Origin of the sequence: Vibrio sp. A1-1 (genome assembly GCF_021728175.1) — a bacterium.
GTDB classification, from domain to species: Bacteria; Pseudomonadota; Gammaproteobacteria; order Enterobacterales; family Vibrionaceae; genus Vibrio; species Vibrio diabolicus.
This window is the reverse complement of record NZ_JAKKCL010000002.1, coordinates 372,223-396,640: the sequence shown is the minus strand read 5'-3', so window position 1 is coordinate 396,640 and position 24,418 is coordinate 372,223. Positions and strand designations below refer to the sequence as shown.

21 protein-coding genes and 1 tRNA gene are annotated in these 24,418 nt (G+C 45.0%); 14 read left to right on the top strand and 8 right to left on the bottom strand.

The window, feature by feature from the left end:
* Positions 1–39 precede the first annotated feature (39 nt).
* The 5 genes from clpX to L3V30_RS05805 all read left to right on the top strand — a co-directional run bounded on the left by clpX (position 40) and on the right by L3V30_RS05805 (position 6,866).
* Positions 40–1,320 carry an ATP-dependent protease ATP-binding subunit ClpX gene (gene clpX, locus L3V30_RS05825; protein WP_005390528.1) on the top strand — a complete coding sequence of 427 codons (1,281 nt, stop codon included), beginning with the start codon at positions 40–42 and terminating at the stop codon, positions 1,318–1,320.
* A gap of 129 nt (positions 1,321–1,449) precedes the next feature.
* A complete protein-coding gene (lon, locus tag L3V30_RS05820) occupies positions 1,450–3,801 on the top strand; it encodes an endopeptidase La (RefSeq protein WP_237308508.1) in 2,352 nt (783 codons plus the stop codon).
* A 191-nt stretch (positions 3,802–3,992) separates the two neighbouring features.
* Positions 3,993–4,265, top strand: coding sequence for an HU family DNA-binding protein (locus L3V30_RS05815; protein ID WP_005382341.1), 273 nt, complete (start codon positions 3,993–3,995; stop codon positions 4,263–4,265).
* 201 nt (positions 4,266–4,466) lie between these two features.
* Positions 4,467–6,326, top strand: coding sequence for a peptidylprolyl isomerase (gene ppiD / locus L3V30_RS05810; protein WP_109168586.1), 1,860 nt, complete (start codon positions 4,467–4,469; stop codon positions 6,324–6,326).
* 255 nt (positions 6,327–6,581) lie between these two features.
* Complete coding sequence (locus tag L3V30_RS05805) at positions 6,582–6,866, top strand: ComEA family DNA-binding protein (protein WP_054867875.1); 285 nt, start codon at positions 6,582–6,584, stop codon at positions 6,864–6,866.
* A gap of 98 nt (positions 6,867–6,964) precedes the next feature.
* On the opposite strand, the gene rrtA is transcribed toward L3V30_RS05805, so the two are convergent.
* The gene (gene rrtA, locus L3V30_RS05800) at positions 6,965–7,516 is read right to left on the bottom strand and encodes a rhombosortase (protein ID WP_005390532.1); all 552 of its coding nucleotides are present in this window, start codon (positions 7,514–7,516) and stop codon (positions 6,965–6,967) included.
* A 3-nt stretch (positions 7,517–7,519) separates the two neighbouring features.
* Here rrtA and L3V30_RS05795 point away from each other — a divergent pair, with 3 nt between their 5' ends.
* On the top strand, positions 7,520–8,134 hold the full coding sequence (locus tag L3V30_RS05795; RefSeq protein ID WP_005390535.1) for a DTW domain-containing protein: 615 nt from the start codon (positions 7,520–7,522) through the stop codon (positions 8,132–8,134).
* 6 nt (positions 8,135–8,140) lie between these two features.
* Here L3V30_RS05795 and L3V30_RS05790 read toward each other — a convergent pair whose 3' ends face one another.
* The 3 genes from L3V30_RS05790 to L3V30_RS05780 all read right to left on the bottom strand — a co-directional run bounded on the left by L3V30_RS05790 (position 8,141) and on the right by L3V30_RS05780 (position 11,368).
* Positions 8,141–9,463 carry an anti-phage deoxyguanosine triphosphatase gene (locus L3V30_RS05790; protein ID WP_237308507.1) on the bottom strand — a complete coding sequence of 441 codons (1,323 nt, stop codon included), beginning with the start codon at positions 9,461–9,463 and terminating at the stop codon, positions 8,141–8,143.
* Positions 9,464–9,478: 15 nt separating this feature from the next.
* Complete coding sequence (gene yfbR / locus L3V30_RS05785) at positions 9,479–10,063, bottom strand: 5'-deoxynucleotidase (protein ID WP_031780152.1); 585 nt, start codon at positions 10,061–10,063, stop codon at positions 9,479–9,481.
* 90 nt (positions 10,064–10,153) lie between these two features.
* Positions 10,154–11,368: a pyridoxal phosphate-dependent aminotransferase gene (locus L3V30_RS05780; protein ID WP_005390543.1), complete on the bottom strand. Its 1,215-nt coding sequence runs from the start codon at positions 11,366–11,368 to the stop codon at positions 10,154–10,156.
* Between the two features lie 217 nt (positions 11,369–11,585).
* Between L3V30_RS05780 and L3V30_RS05775 the strand changes: the two genes are divergently transcribed.
* The 7 genes from L3V30_RS05775 to L3V30_RS05745 all read left to right on the top strand — a co-directional run bounded on the left by L3V30_RS05775 (position 11,586) and on the right by L3V30_RS05745 (position 19,098).
* Positions 11,586–12,893 (top strand): isochorismate synthase, encoded by a 1,308-nt coding sequence (locus tag L3V30_RS05775; RefSeq protein ID WP_104974329.1) that lies wholly within the window; start codon positions 11,586–11,588, stop codon positions 12,891–12,893.
* Positions 12,890–14,608, top strand: a complete 1,719-nt coding sequence (menD, locus tag L3V30_RS05770; RefSeq protein WP_237308506.1) for a 2-succinyl-5-enolpyruvyl-6-hydroxy-3-cyclohexene-1-carboxylic-acid synthase — start codon at positions 12,890–12,892, stop codon at positions 14,606–14,608. The genes L3V30_RS05775 and menD overlap by 4 nt, the downstream gene beginning before the upstream one ends.
* A complete protein-coding gene (menH, locus tag L3V30_RS05765) occupies positions 14,595–15,422 on the top strand; it encodes a 2-succinyl-6-hydroxy-2,4-cyclohexadiene-1-carboxylate synthase (protein WP_237308505.1) in 828 nt (275 codons plus the stop codon). Before menD ends, menH begins: the two co-directional genes overlap by 14 nt.
* On the top strand, positions 15,415–16,281 hold the full coding sequence (gene menB, locus L3V30_RS05760; protein ID WP_005390550.1) for a 1,4-dihydroxy-2-naphthoyl-CoA synthase: 867 nt from the start codon (positions 15,415–15,417) through the stop codon (positions 16,279–16,281). The genes menH and menB overlap by 8 nt, the downstream gene beginning before the upstream one ends.
* A 126-nt stretch (positions 16,282–16,407) precedes the next feature.
* Positions 16,408–17,397, top strand: coding sequence for an o-succinylbenzoate synthase (menC, locus tag L3V30_RS05755; RefSeq protein WP_047009472.1), 990 nt, complete (start codon positions 16,408–16,410; stop codon positions 17,395–17,397).
* Complete coding sequence (gene menE, locus L3V30_RS05750; RefSeq protein WP_237308504.1) at positions 17,382–18,809, top strand: o-succinylbenzoate--CoA ligase; 1,428 nt, start codon at positions 17,382–17,384, stop codon at positions 18,807–18,809. Before menC ends, menE begins: the two co-directional genes overlap by 16 nt.
* Before the next feature lie 100 nt (positions 18,810–18,909).
* Entirely contained in the window at positions 18,910–19,098 is a 189-nt protein-coding gene (locus tag L3V30_RS05745; protein ID WP_237308503.1) for a hypothetical protein, read from the top strand.
* Here the strand turns inward: L3V30_RS05745 and L3V30_RS05740 are convergent.
* The 3 genes from L3V30_RS05740 to L3V30_RS05730 all read right to left on the bottom strand — a co-directional run bounded on the left by L3V30_RS05740 (position 19,088) and on the right by L3V30_RS05730 (position 22,618).
* A complete protein-coding gene (locus tag L3V30_RS05740; RefSeq protein WP_104974325.1) occupies positions 19,088–20,023 on the bottom strand; it encodes a putative sulfate exporter family transporter in 936 nt (311 codons plus the stop codon). The genes L3V30_RS05745 and L3V30_RS05740 overlap by 11 nt on opposite strands.
* 116 nt (positions 20,024–20,139) lie before the next feature.
* On the bottom strand, positions 20,140–22,014 hold the full coding sequence (locus tag L3V30_RS05735; protein ID WP_134648070.1) for an MFS transporter: 1,875 nt from the start codon (positions 22,012–22,014) through the stop codon (positions 20,140–20,142).
* A gap of 13 nt (positions 22,015–22,027) precedes the next feature.
* Complete coding sequence (locus L3V30_RS05730) at positions 22,028–22,618, bottom strand: TetR-like C-terminal domain-containing protein (protein ID WP_006743255.1); 591 nt, start codon at positions 22,616–22,618, stop codon at positions 22,028–22,030.
* A gap of 378 nt (positions 22,619–22,996) precedes the next feature.
* On the opposite strand from L3V30_RS05730, the gene L3V30_RS05725 reads away from it, so the two are divergent.
* Positions 22,997–23,869: a Tim44 domain-containing protein gene (locus L3V30_RS05725; protein WP_237308502.1), complete on the top strand. Its 873-nt coding sequence runs from the start codon at positions 22,997–22,999 to the stop codon at positions 23,867–23,869.
* 426 nt (positions 23,870–24,295) lie between these two features.
* On the opposite strand, the gene L3V30_RS05720 is transcribed toward L3V30_RS05725, so the two are convergent.
* Positions 24,296–24,380, bottom strand: a tRNA-Tyr gene (locus L3V30_RS05720).
* Between the last annotated feature and the right edge of the window lie 38 nt (positions 24,381–24,418).

Sequence of the window (24,418 nt, the reverse complement as noted above, 5' to 3'; positions counted from 1 at the left end):
ACACTCATTCATGAAGAGTAAAGGCTAAGAGGTTAGCGAATGACAGATAAAAGCAAAGAAAGTGGCAGCGGTAAATTGCTGTACTGTTCTTTCTGCGGCAAAAGTCAGCACGAAGTTCGCAAGCTAATCGCAGGTCCGTCAGTGTACATTTGCGACGAGTGTGTCGACTTATGTAACGATATTATTCGCGAAGAAATCAAGGATGTTCTCCCTAAGAAAGAATCTGAAGCGTTACCAACGCCAAAACAGATCCGTGAACACCTTGATGACTATGTGATCGGGCAAGATTACGCGAAAAAAGTGCTCGCAGTTGCGGTATATAACCACTACAAGCGTTTACGCAATGGTGATACAACGAGTGAAGGTGTGGAGCTTGGTAAAAGTAACATCCTTCTAATTGGCCCAACAGGTAGCGGTAAAACACTACTTGCTGAGACATTAGCTCGATTCTTGGATGTGCCATTTACAATGGCAGACGCAACCACACTAACCGAGGCTGGTTATGTGGGTGAAGACGTTGAAAACATCATCCAAAAGCTTCTGCAAAAATGTGATTACGATGTAGCTAAAGCTGAACGCGGCATCGTTTACATTGATGAAATTGATAAAATTTCACGCAAAGCTGAAAACCCATCTATTACGCGTGACGTATCTGGTGAAGGTGTTCAGCAGGCGCTACTAAAACTTATCGAAGGCACGGTTGCATCGGTTCCACCTCAAGGTGGTCGTAAGCACCCTCAGCAAGAATTCCTACAAGTGGACACGTCGAAGATCCTGTTCATCTGTGGTGGTGCATTTGCTGGCCTAGATAAGGTGATTGAGCAGCGTGTTGCAACAGGTACAGGTATTGGCTTCGGTGCTGAAGTTCGTTCTAAAAACGAATCGAAGACCGTGGGTGAGCTATTTACTCAGGTTGAGCCTGAGGATTTAGTGAAGTACGGACTCATTCCAGAATTCATTGGTCGTCTTCCTGTGACAACAACACTGACTGAGCTTGATGAAGAAGCGTTGATTCAGATCCTATGTGAACCGAAGAACGCATTAACCAAGCAATACGCAGCATTGTTTGAGCTTGAAAACGCTGAACTTGAGTTCCGAGAAGATGCGCTGCGCGCTATCGCTAAGAAAGCAATGGAGCGTAAGACAGGTGCTCGTGGTTTACGCTCGATCCTTGAAGGCGTATTACTGGAAACCATGTACGAACTGCCATCTGCGACAGACGTAAGTAAGGTCGTGATTGATGAGTCCGTCATCAATGGTGAGTCAGAGCCATTGCTTATTTATAGCAACTCAGACAATCAGGCCGCTGGAGCAGAATAAATTCAGCCGTAATGAAAAAGGAGGTAAGTAATTACCTCCTTTTTTTATTTCTCTTATTGAATCCAAACAATTAGCCCCCATATAAATCGATAAGTAATACGTAAACGTGAAAGCGGAAGAGAGAATTATATGAACTTGGAACGTTCCGAGCGTATCGAGATCCCGGTACTACCTCTACGTGACGTAGTGGTCTACCCGCACATGGTTATTCCATTGTTTGTTGGTCGTGAGAAATCGATTAGCTGTTTAGAAACGGCGATGGAAACCAACAAACAAGTTCTTCTTGTGGCACAAAAGCAAGCTGATACTGATGAGCCTACGGTTGACGACCTATTTGAAGTTGGTACGGTAGCCACCATTCTCCAGCTACTGAAGCTTCCGGATGGCACAGTAAAAGTACTGGTTGAAGGCCAGCAACGTGCGAAAATCAATCACTTTAAAGAGAGTGACTTCTTCCTAGCGGAAGCGGAATTTGTTGTTACGCCAGAATTGGATGAGCGTGAGCAAGAAGTGATTGTTCGCAGTGCGATTAATCAGTTTGAAGGCTTTATTAAGCTAAACAAGAAGATTCCACCAGAAGTTCTCACCTCACTCAACGGTATCGACGAAGCGGCTCGCTTAGCGGATACCATTGCAGCTCATATGCCGTTGAAGCTGGTGGATAAGCAGCAAGTACTTGAAATTGTTGATGTTACTGAGCGTCTGGAATTCCTAATGGGCCAGATGGAATCAGAGATCGATTTGCTGCAAGTTGAAAAACGCATTCGTGGTCGCGTTAAAAAGCAAATGGAAAAATCTCAGCGTGAGTACTATCTGAATGAGCAAATGAAAGCGATTCAGAAAGAACTTGGTGAGATGGAAGACGCACCAGACGAGTTCGAAACGCTGCAGAAGAAGATTGACGAATCAAAAATGCCTCAAGAGGCACGTGAAAAGACTGAGCAAGAGCTGCAAAAGCTTAAGATGATGTCTCCAATGTCTGCCGAAGCAACAGTGGTTCGTAGCTACATCGATTGGATGGTCAGCGTGCCTTGGGCTAAACGCTCAAAAGTTAAGAAAAATTTAGCGAAAGCAGAAGAGATTCTTAATGAAGACCACTACGGTCTAGAGCGCGTAAAAGAGCGTATTCTTGAATACTTGGCGGTTCAAAACCGAATCAATAAGTTAAAAGGTCCAATCCTTTGTCTTGTTGGTCCTCCAGGTGTGGGTAAAACGTCTCTTGGTCGTTCAATTGCTTCTGCTACAGGTCGGAAGTACGTTCGTATGGCGCTGGGTGGTGTACGTGATGAAGCAGAAATTCGCGGTCACCGCCGTACTTACATTGGCTCATTGCCAGGTAAATTAATCCAGAAGATGTCGAAAGTTGGCGTGAAGAACCCATTGTTCTTATTGGACGAAATCGACAAAATGTCTTCAGATATGCGCGGCGATCCGGCATCAGCGCTACTAGAAGTACTTGATCCTGAACAGAATAACTCGTTCAACGATCACTACTTAGAAGTGGATTATGACCTTTCTGACGTTATGTTCGTTGCAACCTCGAACTCGATGAACATTCCAGGTCCATTGCTAGACCGTATGGAAGTTATTCGTTTATCTGGTTACACAGAAGACGAGAAGCTGAACATTGCAAAACGTCACCTTGTTGGTAAGCAAGTGAAGCGCAATGGTCTAAAACCAGATGAGATCATCATTGAAGACTCTGCGATTATTGGCATTATCCGTTACTACACTCGTGAAGCGGGTGTCCGTAACTTAGAACGTGAGATCTCTAAGATCTGCCGTAAAGCCGTGAAGAACATCTTGCTGGATAAAGACATCAAGTCAGTCACGGTAACGATGGACAACCTAAAAGAGTACTTGGGTGTTCAACGTTTCGATTACGGTAAAGCGGATGAAAGTAACCGAATTGGTCAAGTGACAGGTCTAGCTTGGACAGAAGTGGGTGGTGATCTGCTAACGATTGAAACTCAATCCATGCCAGGTAAAGGTAAGCTGACGCAAACGGGCTCTCTTGGTGACGTGATGCAAGAGTCTATCCAAGCCGCAATGACAGTAGTTCGCTCTCGTGCAGAAAAACTGGGTATCAATACTGACTTCTACGAGAAGAAAGATATTCACGTGCACGTACCGGAAGGCGCGACGCCAAAAGATGGCCCAAGTGCGGGTACTGCAATGTGTACTGCTTTGGTTTCAGCTCTGACAGGTAACCCTGTGAAAGCAGAGGTAGCGATGACGGGTGAAATCACACTGCGTGGTGAAGTCCTACCTATCGGTGGCCTAAAAGAGAAGTTACTTGCGGCACACCGTGGCGGCATTAAGACTGTGCTAATTCCAAAAGACAACGAGCGTGATTTGGAAGAGATTCCTGATAATGTTATCGCTGATCTGGAAGTCATCCCTGTACAGTGGATTGATGAAGTACTGAAAGTCGCACTAGAGCGAGACCCGACGGGCGTTGAGTTTGAGTCTCAAAAATAGTGATGTGCAGCAAAAATAAGTAAAAGTTTACGCTGATAAGTCTAAAAAGGCTTGTCAGCGTTTTTTTTGGGCGCTAAGTTAGTTTCGATAGCTGCCAGCCCTTGACGAATAAGGGATGGAGCATATTTTCTTAACAATGGAACGAAAGTCATCACAAAAATAATCACAGATGACACAAAGGGGAAATTACAGTGAATAAAACTCAGTTAGTAGAACAAATCGCAGAAAATGCAGACATTTCTAAAGCGTCAGCGGGTCGTGCTCTAGATGCATTCATCGAAGCAGTAAGCGGCACTCTTCAGTCTGGTGATCAAGTTGCTCTAGTTGGCTTTGGTACATTCAGCGTTCGTACTCGTGCTGCACGTACTGGTCGTAACCCAAAAACTGGTGAAGAAATCCAAATCGCAGAAGCAAAAGTACCAGCTTTTAAAGCTGGTAAAGCACTGAAAGACGCTTGTAACTAATCACAACGTTAATTCTGTAACCGGCCATTTGCTTAACTTTTGCTCAAACAATAAGTTTCGAACAAAAATTTACAAACTTCGAGCCGAACTTTCTTAAATTATGCGCATCATACTGATGCGCATTTCTTTTTCTGATATTATTGCGCCATTATTTCTATTAGATAGAAGCAGTAGGCTTCAATTGTGGAGAGCAGTTAAATTATGATGGATCGACTACGCGAAGGCGTGAATAGCATCGCGGTCAAAATTATCCTTGGGCTTATCATCCTGTCTTTCGTATTTGCAGGTGTAGGTAGCTACATCGTTAGTGGTAACAACAACTCTGCAGCGAAAGTCGGTAACACTGAGATTCCTCGTGGTGAGTTCGAGATGGCATACCAAAATGAGCGTAACCGTATGCAAGCTCAGTTGGGTGACTACTTCTCTCAAATGCTGGCTGACCCTGCATATGTTGAATCTTTCCGCAAATCCGTTTTAGATCGAATGATCAATGACGTGTTGCTTGACCAACAAGCAGAAGCTTTAGGTCTGCGAATCAGCGACACCCAAGTTCGTAGCATGATTCTAGACATGCCTCAATTCCAATCTAATGGTCAGTTCGATCAAGAGATCTATCAAGCTTCTCTGCGTCGTGCAGGCTTTTCGCCAGACTCTTTTGCTGAGTACATGCGTCGTGAATTGGTTCGTGAACAACTGCTGAATGCACTACAAAACAGTGAATTTATTCTGCCAGGTGAAGTACAGGCAGAAGGTAAGCTGTTCACTCAAACTCGTGATATTCGCACGATTAAAATCGACTTAGCAGAGTTTGCGAAAAACATTGAATTGACTGACGAAGAAATTCAACAGTACTACAAAGCAAACCCTGACAACTTTACTCGCCCAGAGCAGGTTAAAGTCGCTTATATCGAACTGTCTGCTGAAGCGCTAAAGGAACAAGTTAATGTTTCTGATGCTGAGGTGAAAAAGTACTACGAAGAGCACTTAAACAAATACTCTTCAGAAGAGCAGCGTCGTGTCGCTCATATTCTTGTAGAAGGGGACGATGAAGCAAAAGCGCAGGCTATCCTAGATGAGCTAAATGCGGGTGCAGATTTTGCGACGCTTGCTCAAGAGAAATCTGACGATTTTGGCAGCGCTGAAAACGGTGGTGACTTAGGTTGGATAGAGCGTGATGTGATGGACCCTGCTTTTGAAGAAGCGGCATTCGCGTTGAAGAATCCAGGCGATACGTCGGGTCTAGTAAAGTCGGACTTTGGTTACCATATTATCAAGCTTGAAGAGCTAAAAGACTCTGTGGCGAAGCCATTTGAAGAAGTAGCCGCTGAAATCAAACAAGAAATGGTTGACCAACAAGCGGTTGATCAATTCTACGAGCTACAAAGCGAACTTGAGCGCGTAGCGTTTGAATACCCAGACTCATTGTATGACGCTTCTCAAGCGGTTAACCAAGAAGTGAAGACAACGGACTTTATTTCTCAAGTTGACGCACCTGAAGTGCTTCGTAACCCTGCGGTAATGCAAGCTATCCTTAGCCCAGAAGTAAAAGAAGATGGCTTAAACTCTGAAGCTATCGAAGTTGCACCTGAACATATTATTGTTGTTCGTGTTGAAGACGCACGTGATGAGACGGTTCTTCCACTAGAAGAAGTGAAAGATCAGGTTATTGCAGAGCTATCTCGCGTTAAGGGTGAGCAAGATGCGATGGAACTTGGTACACAGGTTGTTGCTGCATTGAAAGAAGGTAAGACAGATGTGCTTACTGAAAACAACCTTGCATTTGGTGAACAAGAGACAGTAGATCGCCGTTCTCCGTTGGCAACAACGGTATTCGCGATGGCAAAACCAGTCGATGGTAAGCCAGTATATGGTCAGTCTAAAGATCTTGAAGGTAACATTGTTATCATCGAGCTTGATGCTGTAAATGCTGAGCTAGATAGTGAGTTAGAAGAGCAAGTTGCGATGCAAATGCAGCGAGCATCTTCTCAGCAAGACCTATCATCTGTGCTAGCTGTACTGCGCGCAAACACTGACATTGAGTACTTTATTGTGAGCAACTAAGCACAATTAGTGTAATTTGCATGTTAACTAAAACGGACCGCATAAGCGGTCCGTTTTATTTTTGTCTTTATTAACTTCAATCATCAATAAGCATTACTTAAATTAGTGCGCGTTTAAGTGATACCAGTCATTGCGAATATCGGGTCATCTAAGTTTGTTAAATGCATAATCACGTTGCTTTTCACTACGAACTTGGTAGTTACTTGCTCCCGATGACTGGTTTTAGCCTACTATTTTGGAGATTGTATGTTCAATATGAAATGGATTTTGACATTGTGCTTATTTGTTTTTGCACCTTTTAGCATGGCTGCGGATTCAGCCACTGGCAAATATGAAGGAATTGAAATTACCGTAAATATCAACACGGCCTCTGCTGAAGAAATAGCGACCATGTTGAAAGGTATAGGTGAGAAGAAAGCGCAGAGTATCGTGGACTACCGCGAGGAGCATGGCCCTTTTAAAACAGCAGCAGATTTGAAGAGCGTAAAAGGCATTGGTGAAGCGACAGTTAAGAAAAACGAAGACCGCATTTTACTGTAGCTTGATGTATTTCAGATATTGAGTCTGAATTCAGAACAATATCTGTTTCCCTATTACTGCTTTCCCGAACCAACCCCTCTTTCGTGGTTCGGGATTTTTTAACCGAATAAACGACGGCGAAAGCCTTTTTCCATTAGAGCCATTGTTAACCCACCGAGTGCGCCAAATAAATGAGCATCAATAGCAACGTTTGCGCCGATAAGCGCAGCAGTGCTGCTTGATGGACCATAGATCTGCTCCCATGCTACTTTGGCAATAAGCCCGCCGACCAACAACAAGCTGCTTCTTCTGCTTTCAAAGACTTCTCTGAGTGCCCAGAATCCAAATAGTCCGTGTAGTACGCCAGATAATCCCACGTACACTGACATGTTGGTAAACAAATTCATTGCGCCAACAAATGCACACAAGAGTGAGAAAACGATAAGGAAGTTGCGAGTGCTTGGACGAAAAATAAAAGTAATGATCCATAATCCTGCCAGGTTCATCCCTAAGTGCGCAAAGTTGGTATGTGTGAGATTTCCTGTTACGATTCGCCACCATTCGCCATGGCGTATATTGTAGCTGTGCCACTCGGTTAGGCTTGCCATTGGTTCGAATTGAAGTATCAAACAGATCACGCTGATAATACTCAGCAAGGTATAAAGGTTCACTCTATGTCTCGTTATTGTTCTCGTTGTGGAAAATCGCAAAAAGCGTGTATTTGCCAATGGATTGTACCGTTGGCAAGCGAGGTAGAACTTATCATTCTTCAGCACACGAGTGAAGAACATCGTCCGCTTGGTACGGCACGGATTCTCAATTTGAGTTTAGATAACTGTATTTGTCTGATAGGAGAGGACTTTTCTGGTGATGATGTCTTAAATCACTTGTTGGCGGATGAATCATATCAACATTTTGTTCTTTACCCATCGGAACAGTCACGATGCATCTCTGAAATTAATCAAGCGAGCCGTAGTGTATCTAAGAAAATACGTTTGATTTTGCTCGATGGGACGTGGAAAAAAGCGTACAAAATGTGGCAGCTTTCTAGCAATTTACATCCACTCCCAACCGTGCAATTACCGAAGCAATTGCAAGGGCATTACACCATTCGTAAGGCGCCCTCTGAGAATAGCTTATCGACAGTCGAGGCGGGTTATCATTCGCTTCGTTTGCTTGAACCCGAGAGAGACTTTACACCGCTTATGCATGCCTTTGAAAAGATGATCGAATTCCAAATCGCCCAGATGCCGCCGGGCGTATTTGAAAAGAATTACTTGAAAGGTTGAGTGTTACTAAAGAACGATGGAAGAGAATAGCTGACGGTGAAGCTTTTGCGCGTGACCATCGGTCATAGCAGAAATGTAATCGGCGATGACTCTCATCTTATTGCTCTCGCTTTTCGCTTGGCACCACAGTTCTTTTGTATGAACAGGCAGCAAGCGCTCTGGGTCCGCTGTTAACGCTTCAAAAATGTCCATAATAATTTGCTGACCTTTATATTCAACGATCTGGACCTGCGGGATTTGGATAACAAAAGTACTGACAAAGTGTTTGAGTACGTCAAGTGCTCGTGCCATTTGTGGCTCTAAACATGCATTCCAAGACAGTAATGGATTATTGAAAGGCTCATCCACCGCCTTGATTGAAATGCTGGTCAGGAGGGCGTTAACCATACCACCGATGGCATCTTTCCGTTCATGATGCTTACCACTAAATAGCATCTGTCCGATGGAATCGATATGTGCTTCAAACCACGGGTCGCCACAGTCCGCTAATTGACTTGCTGCGCCTTCTTGCCATTGCTGACGTGTCACCATACCAAGCACGATTGCATCTTCTAAATCATGAACGCCGTAGGCGATATCGTCCGCTAGCTCCATGATTGAGCAATCGAGTGATTTAAAACGCGTTTTACTGTGCTCAAACTCCGATTCTGGTTTTGAGCGCATTAAGCTAAGCAATGCCTTGTCGTTGTCAGAAAGCGGCGCAATTACCCAATCAAATAAGTCTTTGTCACAATCATAAATGCCCTTCGCTGGGCTCCAATCTTTGGCTTTTAGTTTGCGTTGATGCTCGGCTGGTTGAGGCAACTTGACGGAGCGTGTTTGACTAATAAGGGCAGGGTACTTGATCAAACCAAGCAGTGTGCGGCGTGATAAATTCATTCCGAAATGCTCAGTATAAGGCTCTAACTTAGTGACGATACGAAAGGTTTGGGCGTTCCCCTCGAAACCGCCATGTTCGCGCATTACGTAGTTTAGAGCGACTTCTCCCCCATGACCGTATGGAGGATGCCCGATGTCGTGCGCCAAACATAATGAATCAATTAAGCTGTCTGATGGCAATAGATCACGGAACTCTGGTTGTTTTTTCTTTAACTGGGCGACGATACCGGTCCCGAGTTGCGACGCTTCTAAGGAGTGTGTTAACCGGCTGCGGTGAAAGTCTTCCAAGCTATTGCCGTGTACTTGGGTTTTTGCTTGTAAGCGTCGAAATGCAGCCGAGTGAAGAATGCGCGCTCGGTCTCTTTGGTACGGGCTTCGATGGTCGTCTCGACGGATTTTATGCTCATCATCATGGCGCTCTTGCCATTGTGGGTGTAATTCAAACGACACGATTATCTCCGTAAGCTAACTGATTTCATCTAACGATAATTCGAAACTTGGGGCAAAGGTATTGAGGAAGTAATCCATTTCAGGCGTTCTACGTTCTTGCAAAGTGATGTCTAAGCGTTTTTTTGCCAGAGCGAACTCATGATTGCCTGCGCTTAGTTCTTCGAGACATTTTAAATAGGCACAGATGGAGTCGGCTTGCTTGACGATTTTTGCGTCCTCTTCGTGTGCAGAGTGAGAAAGAAGGTAGGGGGCAAATTCATCTTGGAACTCTTCCGGTAACATTGAGAGTAATTTTTGTTCCGCTGCTGATTCTATCTTCTTATATTCTTTGGCAATTTCAGGGTTGTAATACTTCACTGGGGTTGGAAGGTCCCCCGTTAATACTTCGCTGGAGTCATGGTACATGGCAAGAATCGCGATGCGTTCTGGGTTAAGGTTGCCGCCGAACTTTTTGTTTTTAATTAGGGCAAGGGCATGAGCGACAAAAGCAACTTGTAAGCTATGCTCTGAAACGTTTTCTGGTGAGACGGACCGCATTAAAGGCCAGCGTTGGATCAGCTTCATTCGAGCCAGGTGGGCGAAAAAATGGCTTTCTTTCATGGCTTTCTCCGTTTCTGGTGTAAAAAAGGAACTCACTAGGAGTTCCTCTAAGCATATGAGAGATCAGCACTAATTACTACCAGTGATTCATTACTGGCTGTAGGTTGATAGGAATCGCTCAAAACGTCCAATGGCGATTTCTAGATCTTCAACGTGCGGCAGTGTCACGATGCGGAAATGGTCTGGTTTTGGCCAGTTGAAACCGGAACCTTGCACCAGTAAGACCTTCTCTTGTTTTAAGAAATCTAAAACCATCTGCTGATCGTTCTTGATGTTGTACATTTTTGTGTCGATTTTCGGGAAGAGGTACATCGCCCCCTTAGGTTTGACACAAGAAACACCAGGAATCTGATTGATCAGTTCATACGCTCTATTGCGCTGCTCTAATAAGCGTCCGCCAGGTAAAATCAGTTCATTGATACTCTGGTATCCACCTAGCGCAGTTTGAATCGCATGTTGCATTGGTACGTTTGCACATAAACGCATCGATGAAAGCAACTCCAAGCCATTCACGTACCCTTGAGCTAGATGTTTAGGCCCCGTTAGGAACATCCAGCCACCACGGAAACCGCAAACACGGTAGGCTTTTGAAAGGCCATTGAATGTCATGACGAGCACGTCTTCAGTGAGTGTTGCGACTGAGGTATGTGTTGCACCGTCGTACAACACTTTGTCGTAGATCTCATCTGCGAAAATGATCAGTTTGTGCTGGCGCGCGATTTCAATCACTTCAAGTAGGAAATCACGGCTATATACCGCACCTGTCGGATTGTTCGGGTTGATCAGAACAATGCCACGTGTCTTTGGTGTGATTTTCTTTTTGATGTCTTCAAGATCTGGGTACCAGTCTGCACCTTCATCACATAGGTAATGAACCGGCTTACCGCCTGATAGTGCAACTGAAGCTGTCCACAACGGATAATCAGGTGCTGGGATCAGCATTTCATCGCCATTATTTAACAGCGCTTGCATGGCCATCACGATCAGCTCAGACACGCCGTTACCCACATACACATCTTCGACATCTAGAGAGCGGATACCTTTACGTTGATAGTGTTGAACCACGGCTTTACGAGCAGAGTAAATGCCTTTGGAATCACAATAGCCTTGAGAAGTCGGCAGATTACGAATCACGTCGACTAAAATCTCATCAGGGGCGTCAAAACCAAATGGGGCAGGGTTACCAATGTTTAGCTTTAGGATTTTATGCCCTTCTTCCTCCATGCGCTTAGCATGTTTGAGTACAGGACCCCTAATGTCGTAGCAGACATTATCGAGTTTTGACGACATCCCGATATTTTGCATTGTATAATTCCTAAAAATTCGTTAATTTCTTTATTAAAATACAATAATTTGTTTTTTATTAGAATATATATCTGTAAATTATCTGTTTGCTGGTTAAGTTTTGCTCGTTTGCTATCACAGGATTTTGCAAAAGATCGCATACGACCTTGATTTGCTTTGGGTCTAAACTTAGAGTAGCCGTCAGTTACCATTTATCCTCACATACTACGAGGTTGATTTGTCACAGTTCCATCAAGCCGTAAAGAGAATTATCGAGCGAGTTCAGCAAGCGGAAGGCAATCAAACACGTCTGGTCGAGCCCCTGAGCGAGAAACCTAATTTCTCATTTATTGATTGGCTTGATGCACAACCACTTTTCCCTAAATTCTACTGGCAGTCCCGCGATACTCGTGAAGAGGTCGTTGCACTAGGGCAATTACACGCTTTTGTTGAGCCGGGCCCTGCTTATACCATTCTAGGTGAAGGGCAACGAGTCTGGGGCGGACGCTCTTTTGACGGCCAGCATGAGAAGAATCGTCGCTGTATGCCTTCTTTCTTCTTTTTGCCTCAAATTGAGTTAATTCGTTTTGACCAACAATGGTCTCTCGCAGTTAATATTTCAGAAGACAAAGCGCGAACCCTAGCAGGACTGCATAAACTGGTTTGTGAGGTCGCGACCTTAGCTCCGATTTCTTCTCACATCCGCTCTATTGTTCATACGCCAAGTCAGCCTCAATGGAATGAGTTAGTTCATAAAGTTCTGACTGGTATAAAGAATGATGATTTTAAGAAAGTGGTATTGGCGCGTCGCTCTACCGTGCAGCTTGATAACACATTAAGTGCTGCACAATTGCTGAAAGCGAGTTACTTAAATAACCATCATAGTTTCCATTTCATGCTGAGCTTAGACAGCAAACACAGCTTTATGGGCTCTACGCCAGAACGTTTGTATTCTCGCGTAGGGCATGAACTTCATACCGAAGCGTTAGCAGGCACGATTGGTCGAGGGGACAATGCCACTCACGATATGGAGTTGGCGAATTGGTTATCCCAAGACCAAAAGAACCTCAACGAAAACCAATACGTAGTTGATGACATTATTGATCGCCTATCACCGCATTCCGAAGCGGTTGAAGTGGAGGCCGAGGCAAGTTTGGTTAGGCTACGAAAAGTGCAACACCTCAAGCGAAATATTCACGCGAGCCTAAAGACGGGCATAAACGGTGTTCAGTTGTTATCGGCGCTTCAGCCAACAGCGGCGGTTGCTGGCTTACCTCGACAAGAATCCATGCAGTTTATTCTTGATAATGAGCCCTTTGCACGCGGCTGGTACGCGGGGTCAATGGGGTACATAAGCCATGAACGAGCAGAGTTTTGTGTCGCGATCAGAAGCGCGCTTGTTCTCGGTGACCAAGTACAACTGTTTGCGGGCGCAGGTATTGTGCCAGGCTCTGTAGCAGAGCATGAGTGGGCGGAACTTGATAAGAAAATGTCGACGTTACTTACGCTGATTTCTGATCACCCCCCGTTGGGAGTCGCATCATGAATCATGACCAAGCGGTGCTCAATCGAATTTGGTCAGAAACCATATTGATTGAGCTTCAGCGATTTGGCGTTAAGCATGTTTGTATCGCTCCTGGCTCTCGTTCTACTCCTTTAACTTTAGAGGCGGCAGAACAGTCCAATTTTTCTATTCATACTCACTTTGATGAGCGTGGTCTCGGCTTTATGGCTCTTGGCTTAGCGAAAGCTACTCAAGAGCCAGTGGCAATTATCGTTACCTCTGGTACGGCAGTGGCGAACTTATTACCAGCCGTTGCGGAGGCTAGGCTTACTGGTGAAAAGCTGGTGCTGCTCACTGCGGATCGTCCGATGGAGCTCGTTGGCTGTGGCGCAAACCAAGCGATTAACCAGTTGGGTATTTTTTCACATCATGTCTCGGCCAGCTTGAATTTACCAAGCCCAACTTTAACAACATCGCTTAATTGGTTGCTGACCTCTGTTGACGAAGTGATGTTTACTCAGCAGCTGCAAGGCAGTGCTGTTCATATTAACTGTGCATTTCCAGAACCTTTGTATTCCAACGGTGCAAAAGCGGATTATCAAACCTACTTAGACTCGGTAGCCGGATGGCGAAAAGGAAGTGGTAGTTATACCCAGCGTTTTAGCCACTTGTCACAGGCGAAAATCCCGTCTTGTGCGGATAAAAAAGGCTTGGTTGTGATTGGCAGCTTACCGCTTGAACAAGCGAAGTCGGCGCAGGCATTTGCACAAAAGATGGGATGGCCGGTACTTGCAGACCCGCAAAGTGGTCTCAGTTCGGATTGGGCGCATTACGATGTATGGCTTCAACTTCCCGAGCTCGCAAACGAGCTTGAATCTTGTGAACTTATTATCCAATTTGGTAGCCGAATCATCTCCAAACGTTTGAACCAGTGGATTGATAAACAAGTTTCGCAAAATCAACAAAGTAAAGACGTTCAATACTGGTATATCTCGCCGCGTATGGACCGTAATAACCAAAATCATCTGGCGCAAATGCACTGGGTTGAGCTTCCTCAAACTTGGGTTTCTCGCATTAGCTTTGAGAAGCCAATATTTGCTGGGTGGGCTGATAGGTTAGCGAATGGAGTTAAGCGAGTTCATCAACGTATCGAAGAAGCTTTCCTATCTGATTCAGCGTCTGCCATTGACGAAATTGCGTTGGCAGCAGACATCAACGAGCGCACTAAAAACGCTGATGTCTTTTTGGGTAACAGTTTGTTTGTTCGACTTGTCGATATGTACGGCAAACTTGATGATGTAGAAGTGTTCACTAACCGAGGCGCGTCAGGCATTGACGGTTTGTTTGCTACCGCATCAGGTGTGCAGCGAGCAAGAGGTAATCCGTTACTGATGTATATTGGTGACACATCAGCACTGTATGATCTCAATTCACTAGCGCTGTTTTCTCACAATAAATTGCCGACGGTACTTGTGGTCACAAACAATGATGGTGGCGCAATTTTCGATATGTTACCGGTGCCTCAGGAGCATCGCACTGCGTACTACCAAATGCCCCACGGTTATCAGTTTGAACATGCAGCCAAACAGTTTGGTTTAAAGTATGAGAAGCCAACTACGTTAGAAATGTATCAAGCAATGGTTGCCGAGCACCTGTCGAGCGGTCAAGGCACACTGCTGGTGGAAGTTCAAACCCCACCAAGCCAAGCCGCAGAGTTGATAAAGGCATTTAATAAGAGCCTGCATGCTTCACTCTGAGCGTCTCTCTTCAACTGAAAAACACCAAAGTGGCGACCTTCCCACTCTGGTGTTTTTGCATGGCTTTTTAGGAAATGGTGCTGATTGGCAAGCTTGTTTGGATGAGCTGACTCAGTTTGAACGAGTCGTTATAGACCTTCCTGGTCATGGTCGCAGTCAGTTTACAAAGTGCAACGATCTCGATGATTGCTGCAAACTTCTTAATTCCACACTATCTTTATTATTTCCTCCGCAACAACCACTTATTTTGATTGGTTACTCGATGGGCGGTCGTATTGCGATGCATGGTATTGCCAATCAATGCTTCCCAGATCTCAATATTGTGGGTGCAATTGTGGAAGGGGGAAACTTCGGGCTTCAAACTGAGTCAGAGAAACAGGTGAGATTGGAGAATGATGCTCGCTGGGCAAAGCGTTTCAAAACTGAACCACTTGAACGTGTTTTGAACGATTGGTATCAGCAAGCGGTGTTTTCTTCACTAAACCATGAGCAAAGACAAACATTAATTGCGAAGCGAAGTGATAATCTTGGCTCGGCGGTCTCGAGCATGCTGATGGCAACATCGTTAGCCAAGCAGGCGTATTTGTTGCCCACACTGAAAAAGCTGAATATACCGATGTATTACTTGTGTGGCGCGAAAGACCAAAAATTTAGCCAACTGGCACAACGTAGCGGGTTGGCGTATCGACAAGTTGAAGGCGCAGGACATAACGTTCATCAAGAGCAGCCCCAACAATTTGCGATGCATATTAAGCACATAATTCAATCTCACTTTGGTGAGAGTAACGAGAACAATGGGAATCACCATGGCTAAAACAGTAGGCATTTCTGAAGAAGAACTTTACGCTCCGGTTCAATGGAAAGATTGCAGCGAGAAATACGAGGATATTCACTACCATAAATCTGAAGATGGTATCGCGAAAATTACCATTGCACGCCCACAAGTGCGTAATGCATTCCGCCCTCAAACAGTAAAAGAGATGATTGATGCGTTGGCAGATGCGCGTTATGACTCTGGTGTTGGCGTGATCATTCTGACAGGTCTAGGTGAAGACGCATTCTGTTCTGGCGGCGACCAGAAGATCCGTGGCGACTACGGCGGCTATAAAGACGAGCAAGGTACACACCACCTAAACGTATTGGACTTCCAACGCGATATTCGAACTTGTCCAAAACCTGTGATCGCATCAGTTGCTGGCTGGGCTGTTGGCGGCGGTCATGTACTGCACATGATGTGTGACCTAACAATTGCAGCGGACAACGCGCAGTTTGGTCAAACGGGCCCTAAAGTGGGTTCATTTGATGGTGGTTGGGGCGCGTCTTACATGGCTCGTATCGTAGGCCAGAAGAAAGCACGCGAAATCTGGTTCCTATGTCGTTTCTATAACGCGCAAGAAGCGTTAGACATGGGCTTGGTCAACACGGTTGTGCCGCTAGAAGAGCTAGAGAAAGAAACCGTTCGTTGGTGTCGTGAAGTTCTTCAGCATAGTCCAATGGCGCTACGCTGCCTGAAAGCTGCATTGAATGCGGACTGTGATGGTCAAGCAGGTCTTCAAGAGCTTGCGGGTAACGCAACGATGATGTTCTACATGACCGATGAAGGACAAGAAGGTCGTAACGCATTCAATGAGAAACGTCGCCCAGACTTCGACAAATTCCCTCGTAACCCATAATCCGTATAAAAAGAGGAGTGTTTTAGCTCCTCTGTTCCATTTTTCCTGAGCGCCTCGCCCTCAGGGAGGCTGGTGGGATTGCTCGCCAGAACGCTCAAATATACGGCATTACATAGGACTCGAATTATGCGTGAAGCGAAAATTTATCGTTATAGCTTGCCCATGGATAGTGGTGTCATCCTGCGAGACAATAAGCTAACAGAACGTGTTGGTTATGTTGTCGCGCTTTCTGAACGTGACCAAATAGGGCTTGGAGAAGTCGCTCCTCTTCCTGGTTTTAGTTTAGAGAACACCGAAGATGCTGGTATTCAGCTACAAGAACAAGCGGAGCGTTGGGTAGCAGGATTGGATGTGGATTACGCCAACATGTATCCATCGGTCGCGTTTGGTTTATCGATGGCACAGTTAGAGTTAGCTGGTGGCTTACCCCAACAAGGTAAGTATCAAACAGCGCCGCTGTGTACTGGTGACCCAGACGAGCTCATTCCAAAGCTGAACGAAATGGAAGGCGAGAAAGTCGCGAAAGTAAAAGTCGGGCTTTATGAGCCAATTCGCGATGGCATGCTTGTGAACCTTTTTCTTGAATCTATCCCTCAATTAACGCTTCGACTTGATGCAAACCGCGCTTGGACACCAGAAAAAGCGCAGCAGTTTGCTAAATACATTACTCCGTCTCTGCGTCAGCGCATTACCTTTTTGGAAGAGCCGTGCCGCTCTCCTGGCGATAGTCTCTCTTTTGCTATCAATACTGGTATTGCGATTGCTTGGGATGAAACTTTGCAAGATGCGGTTCGTCGAGAGGATTTCCGTCTTGAAGATCTAACTGGTGTGAAAACGATCATCATCAAACCCACACTCATTGGTTCGGTGGATTTTTGTATTACACTGATAGAGAAGGCGAAGTCACTGGGGATGAAAGCGGTTATTAGCTCGAGCATTGAATCCAGTCTCGGCTTAACGCAATTAGCGCGCTTTGCCCAATGGCAGCTGCCTGATGAAGTTCCAGGTTTGGATACGATTGGCCTATTCAAAGCTCAGTTAGAGCAAGGCTGGCCTAAGTGTGAACTTCCCGTTCTTCCTCTGAAAGATCAGGAGATTGTGTGGCATTCTGCATAGACAATGTTGCGAAGGCACCGTGGAAATATTGGGCTCAAACGAGCCCTTTTTCTATTGCACTCAAGACACCAACAGAAACATTAAACTGGCAACAACTCTCAGTACGTATTGACCAATACGCTCACTATTTGAATGACTTGGGCGTAACGCGGGGAGATGTGCTGACTTTGGTAGGTAAAAACCAAGTCGAAACTCTGCTGTTTTATCTTGCTTCCAAGCAGTTAGGCGCACTTGCCGCGCTGACCATGGTACAACCACTCGATACGCTACAGAGTAAACTTGCGACCCTTTATAAACCTGAACAAACTCGGTTTATCTGGTTTGCTCAGGAGTGCGCTTCGACCTTTTCTGAACATGATATACAAAAACTCAAGGCAACATTGCTTTCACCGCCCTTAGTTTCACAACAAGAGCGTGATGCGGTGATTGAAGATGCCTATCACCATGACAGGCTCGCTTCAGTGGTATTTACCTCTGGCTCGACAGGGGAGCCTAAAGCTGTGGTTCATACACATCGACAACACCTTGCATCCGCAGAAGGCTTGTTGCAAGAGTTCATTTTCACTCAGCAAGATTCTTGGCTATTGTCGCTTCCGCTTTATCACGTCTCTGGATTGGCGATTGTATATCGTTGGCTATATGTCGGAGCGACATTGAAAATCGGTACAGGAAAACTTGTCGAAGATATTCAGGGCGTGTCACACGCCTCTTTGGTTGCAACGCAGCTCAAACGGCTATTGGATGATGATGCTCACTTGTCATTGACGCATGTGCTATTGGGCGGCAGCCACGTTGCTCACGAGTTGGCGTTGCGAGCAACAGGACGAGGGATTGAGGCGTGGTTAGGTTATGGGATGACGGAAGCAGCCTCTACCGTTACCGCAAAGAGAATTGACAGTACCAGTAATGCTGGACACGTATTGAATCATCGTAAGATAAAGTTGGTTGACCAACGCATTTTTGTCGGTGGTAAAACATTAGCGGCAGGGTATTTTCATCAAGGTCATGTTACTCCGTTTCTGGATGAGAAAGGTTGGTTCGATAGCAAGGATCTCGGTGAGTGGCAAGGTGACGAGTTAAAGATCATCGGCCGTGCCGACAATCAATTTATCTCTGGTGGTGAGAACATTCATTGTGAAGAGATTGAGGCAGCATTGAACCAAATTGATGGCGTGTTGCAGAGCATAGTGGTTCCAGTCGAAGATGCGGAATTTGGTCATCGCCCTGTTGCTGTGATTCAGACCAATGATTTGCGCAGCAAAGCGGAATATGACCTGCATTTGCAATCCAAATTAGAGAAGTTTAAATGGCCAGTGGAATACCATTTAATGCCACAAGTGCTACTAGAAAGTGGAATCAAAGTTTCTCGGAAGGCAGTGAAGGAGTGGCTATTGCCATCAATTAATCATTAGTCAATTTTGCTATGTATTAGTCAGAAAGGGAATTTCGTATCCTTATAACTCTGAATCATAATTATGCTTCTTCGAGGAGAGAAAAGGCATAAGGTTCAGGATGGTAAAGCTAGTATTAATTGCGGCGGTAGCACTACAAATTGGTATTGCAATAAGCAGTGAAGGGCTCGCCCGCTCTCTTGCAGAGCTGACGGCTTTTTTGATCGCTATCGCATTGGTTGTTACATACAAAAACAGCAAACTTGAGCCGTCGTCATCTCAACACGATGAGAGGACCACTAATATCTAAACAATAACCAACTTAGAGAAGTGGTTGAAATTAACACCCACAGAGTTACACCAAACAACAGTGGCTTAGCTCCAGCAGACCTCAGCTTCGAAATTGAAATGCTGCAACCAATCAGGAACAGGCACACCACCAAAGCTTGTTTCGCTCCAACGAAAATACCGTGATAGACCATTTCAAATTGAGGGAAGAAGTCGCTAAACGCGATGGCTGCGCAGTACCAAAAAATGAAATAAGGAATAACTAACTTTTTCGTCCCATTCTCTTTCTGGTCTCTCGAAAAGATCACGGCACTGATCAGTGCGACAGGGATGATCCACAAAGCTCGTGCGAGTTTTAACGTTGTTGCTGTAGTTAGTGCTTCTTCACCGTAGGCTGAGGCAGCCCCAACAACAGAAGAAGTGTCATGAATAGCAATCGCGGCCCATGTACCAAATGTGTGTTGATCTAGCCCTAAAGCATGCCCAACCACAGGAAACACGAATAGTGCGATGGAGTTTAGGACAAATACCGTTGCCAGTGCTAATCCAATCTGTTCGTCTTTTGCTTTAATCGCTGGTGCCACCGCGGCAATTGCACTACCACCACAAATTGCTGTACCTGACGAGATTAAGTATGCGGTTACTCGCTCCAACTTAATTATTCTGGCAATGATAGTGCCTATGATCAGTGTGCCCGCAATCGTGGCGATAATCAGACCGATACCATCCGATGTAACAGAGAGTGCTTGCTCAAAGTTGATGCCAAAGCCTAAACCAATAATCGAGTAGGACAACAGCTTTTTAGTAAAAGAAGCAATGGGCAGTTCTGAAGGCACAAAACCAAAACTTGCGAGTAGAAAACCAATAACTAGGGCAATAGGAGAGGAGACAAAAGGGGTTAAGCAAAAGAGTAACGCCAATCCAAACAAGAGGTAGTTTCTATTCAAGGTTTTTATTCGCTGTTGTGAATGAAAGCGCGAGTATATCGCACTGAGTGTGGTCAGTTTGTCTTAATGATTTGAACACATGTTCAGTTATTCTAAACATCTGTTCAAATGTATTTTTATCGCCAGTCGCCTCTAAGTTGATGCACTCTATCGAACATCGTTTTTGCCGTTGCTTCATTTGGTGGAACCGGCTGTCCGGCCTCAATTTCTAGCTTTGACCAAAATCGAGTCGGTAAGCCACAACATGCGCGGCCTTTCGCGCGGCTGAAATAGCTTCCCCATAAGCCTTTGAGTGCCACGGGTATGACAGGTACTGGGCTGCGACGCAGAATAATATCAATGCCACGCATGAATTCATTCATTTCACCGTCTGAGGTTAATTTCCCCTCTGGGAAAATACAGACTATATGTCCTTCGCTTAATGCTCTCTCTACATCATTAAATGCACGCCTGATGGAGTTTCTGTTACTCGCTGAAATCGGAATTACCCCAGTTCTGCGTAAAAAGCGTCTTAGTGGCGGTAGGTTGGCGTAATCTTCCTCCATCACAAAACGAATCAACCTTGGGCATACTGCGCTAAGTAGCAAGGCGTCCATATAGCTCACGTGATTACATACGATCAACGCACCGCCTTGTTCTGGCAAGTTATGTAGGTTTTTATGTTTCACTCGATAAATAGTATGAGTTAGCATCCAAACCACAAAACGGACAACGAATATCGGTATTTGCAAAAAAATGTAAGCGGCGACCAAGAAATTCAAAATGGCTAACAATGCAAACAACTGAGGAATTGTCATCTTGATGACACTCAGGCACACAATACCTAAGACAGCACTGCCGACCATAAACAGAGAGTTAAAGATGTTGAGCCCTGCGATGACTTGTGCGCGCTCGGTTTCCTTTGCTCTATGTTGCATTAATGCGTAAAGCGGTACGATAAACAGCCCGCCAGAGGCGCCAATCATCAATAGATAGAAAAATAATGGCCAAAAAGGCTCATATCTAAAGAAGTCTACAAAGTTATGGAAGATAGGTAGGTCACTTGGAATGGAGGTTGCCATCAAGTACCCAAATACCGTAATGCCAAGTGCGCCAATAGGCACAATACCGACTTCGATACGATGATTTGAGATCCAATTGCAAAGTAGCGACCCCAGCGCGATACCAATGGAAAACAGAGCTAGCAAGAAAGACACCGCACTCTCGGTGCCATTTAAGTAAATCTTGGTGAAATTCGGGAACTGGGTTAGATAGGCGGCGCCTAAAAACCAAAACCAGCTTATCGCCATAATACATTGAAAAACAACACGATCTGATTTTGCGATGGATAGCGTGTGTTTAGTTTGTTTGTACGGTTGCCAACGAAAAGAAAGATTAGGTGCGCTGGCGGCTGCAAAGGGTATTGAGCGGCTCGACAAATATCCCAATAATGCAAAGAGTACGACACAAAATGCGGCAAGGTATTTTGCGTTGTCTGCTGAGGCGATAATTCCAGCACCTAGGGTACCAATAAGGATGGCGATAAAGGTACCAGCTTCAACAAGGGCGTTGCCTGGCACTAACTCTTTTGCGTTTAATTTTTGGGGCAAAAGGGCATATTTAACCGGTCCAAAGAATGCTGACTGTGTGCCCATTAAGAACAGTAGCAGCAAAAGCACACCATAACTTTCGGTTATAAAACCAATGGCGCCCAAAAGCATGATGGCGATTTCAAACAGCTTTACCTTGCGAATAAACCATGATTTTTCATATTTATCGGCTAATACGCCAGCTGAAGCGGAGAATAGAAAGAACGGTAGAATGAACAAGCCAGCCGCTAAATTGATGAACAAGTTGCTCGAAATAGGTAGTGCGCTGGATCCCGCGAAGGCGACAAACAGCAGCAAAACGTTTTTAAAAATATTGTCGTTGAAAGCGCCAAAAAACTGAGTAATGAAATAGGGTAGGAACTTTCTTTGTGTAAGTAAGGACGGCTGTCTGTCGGACGACATGGATAATCCTTTGTTACCAGTTTGTGAGGTAGTTAGAAAGCAGGTTACTGATTAATTCTTTACCATCAATGGGTTCACTAGAGAAAAATTTATCATCAACACTGAGTAAAGTAATACCGTGTACGCCAGACCAAAGCACTCGACTTGCTTGAATCACTTCGGACTCGGTACGATGTGGTGCGATTTGAGCCAATAGTGACTCCAGCATTCCTGTCATCCCGTCGATACGTTTGGCATGCCATTCTGGAAGTTCTGCACCATTCATGTTGTGCTCGAACACTAACTGCCAACGGTAAGGGTGCTTTTGAGCGAAATCGTGGTAGCAATAAGCCAGTTCAAATAGAGCTTGATGAGCGTCTTTACTGCTATTGGTCGCCTTCAGTGCTTCTTGGGAGAGTTCGTCTAAAGTTTGCGCGACTACGTGTAAAAGTAACAGGTTATAGTTGCCAAAAATGTTGACTAATGTGCTTGGCACGTAACCAATCATGTTAGCGATTTTACGAAGACTGAGTTCGTGGTAAGAATTCTCATCTAAAAAGTTTTTGACTGTTGTTAAAGTCAAATTCACTAACTCTTCTCTGGTGTGATCGTTTCTGCGCGCCATACTCTCAAACTGCTTTATTGAACATCGTTCAATATGATAGTCAGCTACCTATTAACCGTCAACAAGGCAATATACTCAAGTGACGTCAAGGTCCAGGATTCTGAGCTGTGTCACTGATTCTAATTCAAGTAAAACATCCCCGAGTAGTAGCGAGTTCATTCCCAGCATTTCTAAACGAACCAAGTATCTCGAAGTTAACCGAGAGCAGTCTGTATCTTTGGCAATATTCTGATACATGTCAGCTTCTGTAAGTTGTTTTCATCAACAGGCATACAGAGTATGATGACGTAACAATCATCTTTGGCGTGCTACTGTTTGAAACAATCGTTGTTTCGTCTGATAGAGCACAATCTTAGATAGCTAACTTTAAGGATAACGATGAAACGTTTATTTTCTATTGTTGCTCTGTTGATGTTTACCGTTGCTGTAACGCCTATCGCGGAAGCGAAGAAGTTTGGTGGCAGTAAGTCTTTCGGTAAGAGCTACAAAACAGCGCCAGCACCAAAACAACAGCAACAAAACACCAATACGGTAGGCAAAGATCAGACGGCGAAGTCTTCAAGTAAAAAAGGCTTAATGGGTGGTCTGCTAGGCGGACTTCTTGCTGGTGGTCTACTTGCTGCATTCTTTGGCGGTGCTTTTGAAGGTATCCAATTTATGGATATCCTAATTATTGGTTTGATTGCCTTTGTCATCTTTAAATTAATGCGCGGTATGCTAGGTGCGAAGCAGGGCAGTATGAACCAGCATCGTCAGCAACCTGCATTTGGTGGTAACGCATCTAAGTTTGAGCAACCAAACATGCAAAACTTTGAGCAACAGCCAAACACAAATAATGGTGGCTTTGGCGGTTTCGGCGCTCAAACGGACGTACCACATAACTACCCACCGTGCTTTGACCAAGCAGCGTTCATTAACGGCTCTCGTGAACACTACCGAATCCTGCAAGGTGCGTGGAATCACAATCAACTGGAAACCATTGAAGAATATGTTTCTCCAAGCTTGTTTGAAGATCTGAAAGCAGAGCGCGCGAAGCTCGACGGTGAGCAGCATACTGATGTAATGTACGTTGATGCAGAGATCGTCCGTGCCGATTACGATGCAAATAAAGCACAGCTTAGCCTGCAGTTTAGCGGTCGTTACCGTGACACAGTAGAAGGTGTTGAAGAAGAAATCGAAGATATCTGGCACCTAGAGCGTGACCTGACTGTGCCTAATGCACCATGGTTAATTGTTGGTATTCAAGGCTAGTCACCTTTAAACCAATTTAGTCACTAATAAAAATCCCGCGCCCCCTGCGGGATTTTTTGTATCTGTCGTTTGTATCTACGAAAGATATTTTTATAAAACCTGCCAGATGGAGACTTCATCATGGCTCGCGCTTAACTCTGCCGAATATCTTTTTGCTAGTCAGTCCTCAAGTGTTTTACTGAATGTTTTTAGCATTCACATTATGGTCATTGCGATAAAACAAGGACAAAGTGCTAGTTCATTGTTTGTATTACAACGACCAGATCCGAACTTTGGCCATCGGAGATTCGCTTCGGCCCAGTTGTTAAAGTAGGATCCAAACAGAGGTAGAATAGCGAAGAAGTTGGGTTAAATAAGGAAGGGCTTGTTACTTTATCAAGAGTCTGAAACGAAAAAAGCCAGCTCAATGAGCTGGCTTTTTCAATATGGTGGAGGGGGACGGATTCGAACCATCGAAGGCAGTGCCGGCAGATTTACAGTCTGCTCCCTTTGGCCACTCGGGAACCCCTCCAGGGTGTTTTATACTTAAAAGATAGTTTCCCAACCTAG

Coding starts and splice junctions, on each gene's coding strand:
- menC (WP_047009472.1), top strand. CDS start 16,408: ATGCGTGAAGCGAAAATTTATCGTTATAGCTTGCCCATGGATAGTGGT.
- menB (WP_005390550.1), top strand. CDS start 15,415: ATGGCTAAAACAGTAGGCATTTCTGAAGAAGAACTTTACGCTCCGGTT.
- menD (WP_237308506.1), top strand. CDS start 12,890: ATGAATCATGACCAAGCGGTGCTCAATCGAATTTGGTCAGAAACCATA.
- L3V30_RS05735 (WP_134648070.1), bottom strand. CDS start 22,014: ATGTCGTCCGACAGACAGCCGTCCTTACTTACACAAAGAAAGTTCCTA.
- L3V30_RS05725 (WP_237308502.1), top strand. CDS start 22,997: ATGAAACGTTTATTTTCTATTGTTGCTCTGTTGATGTTTACCGTTGCT.
- L3V30_RS05795 (WP_005390535.1), top strand. CDS start 7,520: ATGTCTCGTTATTGTTCTCGTTGTGGAAAATCGCAAAAAGCGTGTATT.
- L3V30_RS05780 (WP_005390543.1), bottom strand. CDS start 11,368: ATGCAAAATATCGGGATGTCGTCAAAACTCGATAATGTCTGCTACGAC.
- L3V30_RS05730 (WP_006743255.1), bottom strand. CDS start 22,618: ATGGCGCGCAGAAACGATCACACCAGAGAAGAGTTAGTGAATTTGACT.
- L3V30_RS05745 (WP_237308503.1), top strand. CDS start 18,910: ATGGTAAAGCTAGTATTAATTGCGGCGGTAGCACTACAAATTGGTATT.
- ppiD (WP_109168586.1), top strand. CDS start 4,467: ATGATGGATCGACTACGCGAAGGCGTGAATAGCATCGCGGTCAAAATT.
- lon (WP_237308508.1), top strand. CDS start 1,450: ATGAACTTGGAACGTTCCGAGCGTATCGAGATCCCGGTACTACCTCTA.
- yfbR (WP_031780152.1), bottom strand. CDS start 10,063: ATGAAAGAAAGCCATTTTTTCGCCCACCTGGCTCGAATGAAGCTGATC.
- menH (WP_237308505.1), top strand. CDS start 14,595: ATGCTTCACTCTGAGCGTCTCTCTTCAACTGAAAAACACCAAAGTGGC.
- clpX (WP_005390528.1), top strand. CDS start 40: ATGACAGATAAAAGCAAAGAAAGTGGCAGCGGTAAATTGCTGTACTGT.
- L3V30_RS05805 (WP_054867875.1), top strand. CDS start 6,582: ATGAAATGGATTTTGACATTGTGCTTATTTGTTTTTGCACCTTTTAGC.